The organism is Candidatus Cloacimonadota bacterium (assembly GCA_034661015.1).
In the GTDB taxonomy this organism is placed as follows: domain Bacteria; phylum Cloacimonadota; class Cloacimonadia; order JGIOTU-2; family JGIOTU-2; genus JAYEKN01.
Genome location: JAYEKN010000283.1, coordinates 1 through 5,051, shown reverse-complemented (window position 1 = coordinate 5,051; position 5,051 = coordinate 1). Strand labels below are relative to the sequence as shown.

The window sequence follows — 5,051 nt, the reverse complement described above, 5'->3', positions numbered from 1 at the left end:
ACACCATTTCAAACGCCTCGTTTGTTTTTCCAAATTAATTTATGCAATTGCAAATTCAACCTGATTGGCAAACCGGAATCAAGAATCCAAGTTGCTAATTTTTTGGGAGATAATTTTCTGTATGACGGAGCAAATAGTAAAATACGATTAATCAGATAATATTCTTTAATCTTATTAATTGCCCATTGGAAATCTTTTTTGTTTGAGATCACAAATTTTATTTCATCTTTATGGTCTAAATATTTCAAATTATCCCAATTCATTTTATCAGACATACCGCTGGATGGGGTTTTAATATCCATAATTTTTACGATAGGTTTTGGAACATCTTTCATCAAGATAGTTCCGTTCGTTTCCAATAAAATTTGATTTTTTTGCAGGAGCAATTCATCAAAAAGATCATATACATTTTTTTGCAATAATGGTTCCCCACCTGTGATTTCTATTAAGTTTACTGGATAATATTCAGCAATTTTATCTAAAATATCATTGATTGTAAGTTCTGCTTTAGTTTTATAAGCATATTTAGTATCGCAGTATGAACATCGTAAGTTGCATTCGGCAAGTCGAATGAAAACACAAGGTAATCCTGCATAGGTTGATTCACCCTGAATGCTAAAAAAAATTTCAGATAATTTTAATTTTTCTGATAAAGTTCGGTCTTCGATTGATTTTTCCTACTTAATATTTTAAAATATTACAAAGTTAAAATAACATATAATCTAAAACCTTTTTATAACCTAAAGATTTTTCGATTTTTTGAAGAATTTTTTCGGGATGTCCGATTACGAATCGTTTGGTATCATGGTAATCAAAAAGGTAATATTTTTTTGCATCCCAAGAAAAGTATTTTAAAAATTCAACTTTGCCAAATACTGGAATTCCCTTGTATAAAAGAAGTTCAATGTCCTTTGTTTCCAAATTTACAAGATTTTTGTAGGGATCATCAAAATTCTTTTTGGTTAACAGCAAATTTGCATTTTTACCGATTTCAATTTTTCCATTATAGTCAGGTAATTTCAAAGCACGAGCGGGATTTTCAGTAACCATTTTGAAAAGTTGAGCATCTGAAAGATTTGGGAATGTTTTTGTGGTATAGGAAAGTTCATCTAACAGATTCAAACTTCCGGAAAGAGTGGAGTCCGTGCCAATAGACATATTGATTCCCAGATCAAGAACGGTTTTGAAGTCAAGTGTAGTATCAAGTAAGTAAACATTTGAGTTTGGACACCAGGCAATACTTGTTCCAGTATCGGCGATCTGCTTGAATTCATCTCTTGTGAGAGCAGTGCAATGAACGAGAATGACATTTTCTTTAAGCAAACCCATTTCAGTAAATTTTCTGAATTCTTCTTTGGCTTCTTTATCTGTTCCCTCTGCAATATGGATTACAAATGGAGTATTTTCGTCCGTTTTTTTAATTTCGGTTTCAAGATCGTCCCCACCCCACCAATTTTTTAGAGTAATAGAATGTCCTTGTTGATATTTTGAGATAACGTTTATAGGAAGACGTTTGTAGTATTCATCTTTTTGAACAGGAACATGGTCTTGGATGACTACCACACCAGAAAAGATGTTTTTATACACGCCAAGAATGGCAAGATTTATCCCATTTCCCTTTGCTAAATTTGACAGGTCGTTCGATTTCCAAAATTTTTTTCGTTCTATCAAAGGTTCCGTATCGCGCATCTCTTCTACCCAACGGGACGTGTTTTTGTATGGACGATTTGGTGCAACTTTGGGTAACCAGTTACCCACAAGATGGTCATGGATATTTATTAACCCGGGATACGCTAAAAGGTTTTCACAATTAACGACAATTTTATCTTCAGAGTTGGCTGTAAATTTTGAATCGGTTACACAGATGTTACCAAATCCGCTTCTTTTGTAATTATAAGTAATCATTAAATTAGTAAATTCCATACGGTTTGTCCTTATCTTAATTTTTTTATTAATGCGGGAATTACCTGAAAAAGATCTCCCACAATTCCAAAATCGGCTACTTTAAAAATTGGTGCTTCAGGGTCTTTGTTTATTGCAATAATGAAATCCGAAGATTGCATTCCCACAAGGTGTTGAATTGCTCCGGAAATTCCACAGGCTATATATATTTTGGGTTTTACCGTCTTGCCGGTTTGCCCTACTTGATGGGAATATTCGATCCAGCCGGCATCTACAGATGCACGTGATGCACCGATGGCAGCACCTAATTTGGCTGCGAGTTTGCGAAGAAGTTCAAAATTTTCAGGAGCTTTTAACCCTCTTCCACCGGAAACGATAATATCAGCATCAGTGATTTTAATTTTCTGAGATTCATCTTTGACAAATTTAATAAATTCGGAGAGGATTTCCAGTTTATCGAATTCAATATTTTTGTGGACAATTTCTCCAGTTCTTGTTTCATCTCTTGTTATTGGATCCATTACTTTATGGCGAACAGTTGCCAACTGAGGACGATGCCTGCTTGTTCTAATCGTTGCCATAATATTTCCTCCAAACGCCGGACGGGTTTGAAGAAGTTCTCGTTTTACTTTATCAATAGCCAGTTCAGTACAATCAGCAGTCAATCCGGTTTTGAGTTCTACAGCAACACGAGGAATAAAAGAACGTCCAAGTGCCGTAGCTCCGCAAAGAACTATTTCCGGTTTGTTCTTTTTAATAGTTTCTACTAAGGCTTGGGTGTAGGGCTCATCAAGAAAATTTTTCAGCATAGGATCGTCAATCACAAAAACTCTATCAGCGCCGTGATAGATAAGTTCATTTAAAATTGTATTATCCAGTTGAGAACCACAAATTACTGTGGATAATTCTGTTTTCAGATCATCCGCCAATCTGCGACCGGCACCAAGCATTTCATAAGTTATTTGCTGGATTTTTCCATCTTTTTGTTCAGCAAAAGTCATTACTCCCCGATAAGAATCGAGATCCATTATTTGGTTGTCGCTTTTACGAATAAAGATTGCATCAAACGGGCAAGCAGGCACACAAGCACCGCAGAGAGTACATTTGTCGAGATCGATCTCGGCTAGATTATCAACAACTTTTATGGCATTATATGCACAGGCTGGGACACATTTTTTGCATCCGACACATTCATCTACAATTATCTCAATCATATTTTTTTCTCCGATATTGCATTTGTTGCAATCTCATCAAAATTAGTCAAGGTTTTAAAAATCAAAGTGATTTTCACTATTTTATGATAAAAAGTGAAAACATATATCCAATATAAAAAACTATCAGGATCAAGCCTTGAAGTTTTCCGATTTTTTTGTGAATTTTTGAAAAAAGGAAAAATAAAATCGTAATGAACAGGCAGACTCCCGCATCAAAAATTACGTCTGACGAGAGCGAAATATTTTTGATTGTAGAAGCGATTCCCAATACAAATAGAATATTAAAAAGATTGCTTCCCACGATATTTCCCACAGCAATCGAAATTTGATTTTTCTTTATCGCTACAATTGCGGTTACGATTTCCGGAACAGATGTTCCGAACGCTACGATAGATATGCCGATTACTTTGTCGCTCACACCCCAGATTTTTGCAATTAGAGTTGCATTTGAAACTGTAATATTTCCACCAATGATTATTGCAACACCACCGACTACCGTCAGCAGAATATTTTTTGGTAAGGAAATTTTCGGATGAAGAATATTTCTATCAGTTTGTTTTCTATCATTTTTAGCCATTCTGGAAAGATAAAATAAAAAAACGACCATTAGAACAAGAAGAATGATTCCCTCTGTGCGTGAGATCATAGATGTTGCACTGTGGGAATTTGTAAAATCTAAGCAGAATAAAAAAATTATGAATGTTGATAGAACAAGGAATGGTAGCTCCTTTTTACTTGTTGTGTTTTCAAAGAACAGTGGTTTGATAAGGGCTGCTATGCCGATAGCTAAGCAAATATTTGCTATATTACTACCAATCACATTCCCAAGAGCAATTCCATTAACTCCTGAGAGGGTAGCTTTTATGCTAACCGCCGCCTCCGGAGCGCTTGTTCCGAAAGCTGCCAAAGTCAATCCGATAAAAAGGGGAGATACATGGAAATATTGGGCAATCTCGGAAGCACCATCAATGAAAAAGTCTGCTCCTTTTGCGAGCAGGATGAATCCGAAAATAAGCAGAAAATATGGAAGCATATAAATTACACCTCTATAAGTTCCGTCGGAGTATGCTGGAGAGCAACATACAAATTGCAGTTTATTTTATTTTCAAGAATAAGTTTTTTCATAGAATTAAAAGCGATTTCCGGTTCATTGTTTTCCTCGCTGAGATGTGCGAGGATGATATTCTTCAGTTTTGGATGGAATATTTCCAGCATCAGTTCACCTGCCTGATCATTGGAAAGATGCCCGTTTTTGCCTTTAATGCGCTGTTTGAGATGCCATTCGTAGGGACCATTTATCAATTTACCAATGTCATGATTGCTTTCAAGTACGATTGTAGAGGGATTCTTGATTTTATTTTTGACAAGTTTTGTTGGGAAACCAAGGTCTGTAAGTATCACCAAGTCCTCGTCGGAATTTATTTCCGAAATACGAAAGCAGGAATTGTTTATACTGTCATGTGGAACGGAAAAGGGGTGGATCAGGAAATCACCGAATTCAAACGAGACACCGTTTTCAAAAAATTGAAGTCTGTCAATTTTTCCGAGCCGATTTCCGCGTTGCTTAGTTTCGCTGTATGTGAGTTCATTAATATATAGCGGGATTTTTAATTTTCTGGAGATGATTCCAGCACCGCGAACATGATCGGAATGCTCGTGAGTTACAAGAATCGCACTGATGATTTCTTTATCTACACCTACCATTTCCAATCTTTCGAATATTTTTTTTCCGGAAAGACCGGCATCAATCATAAGAGCAGATTTTTTTCCAACAACTACAATGGAGTTGCCTTTACTACCACTTGCTAAAAGGGAAATTTTCATAAGCCATTCATAAAATTTATTTTTTTGCAAAGATTTTAGATGGTGATTTCTTGTCAAATTTATGGAGAAAAAGTGTTTGCTGCTTAGAATGGATAAATGAGTGATTCTTGG

5 protein-coding genes are annotated in these 5,051 nt (G+C 35.6%); all 5 read right to left on the bottom strand.

Annotated features, from left to right (window positions below; genetic code table 11):
- Positions 1-8 precede the first annotated feature (8 nt).
- Complete coding sequence (locus U9P79_09810; protein ID MEA2104917.1) at positions 9-572, bottom strand: radical SAM protein; 564 nt, start codon at positions 570-572, stop codon at positions 9-11.
- 133 nt (positions 573-705) lie between these two features.
- Positions 706-1,923, bottom strand: a complete 1,218-nt coding sequence (locus U9P79_09805) for an amidohydrolase family protein (protein ID MEA2104916.1) — start codon at positions 1,921-1,923, stop codon at positions 706-708.
- An 11-nt stretch (positions 1,924-1,934) separates the two neighbouring features.
- Positions 1,935-3,116: an electron transfer flavoprotein subunit alpha gene (locus U9P79_09800; protein MEA2104915.1), complete on the bottom strand. Its 1,182-nt coding sequence runs from the start codon at positions 3,114-3,116 to the stop codon at positions 1,935-1,937.
- Between the two features lie 76 nt (positions 3,117-3,192).
- Positions 3,193-4,149 (bottom strand): calcium/sodium antiporter, encoded by a 957-nt coding sequence (locus U9P79_09795; protein ID MEA2104914.1) that lies wholly within the window; start codon positions 4,147-4,149, stop codon positions 3,193-3,195.
- A 5-nt stretch (positions 4,150-4,154) separates the two neighbouring features.
- Positions 4,155-5,051 (bottom strand): MBL fold metallo-hydrolase (locus tag U9P79_09790; GenBank protein ID MEA2104913.1); only part of this gene is annotated, 897 nt, incomplete at its 5' end.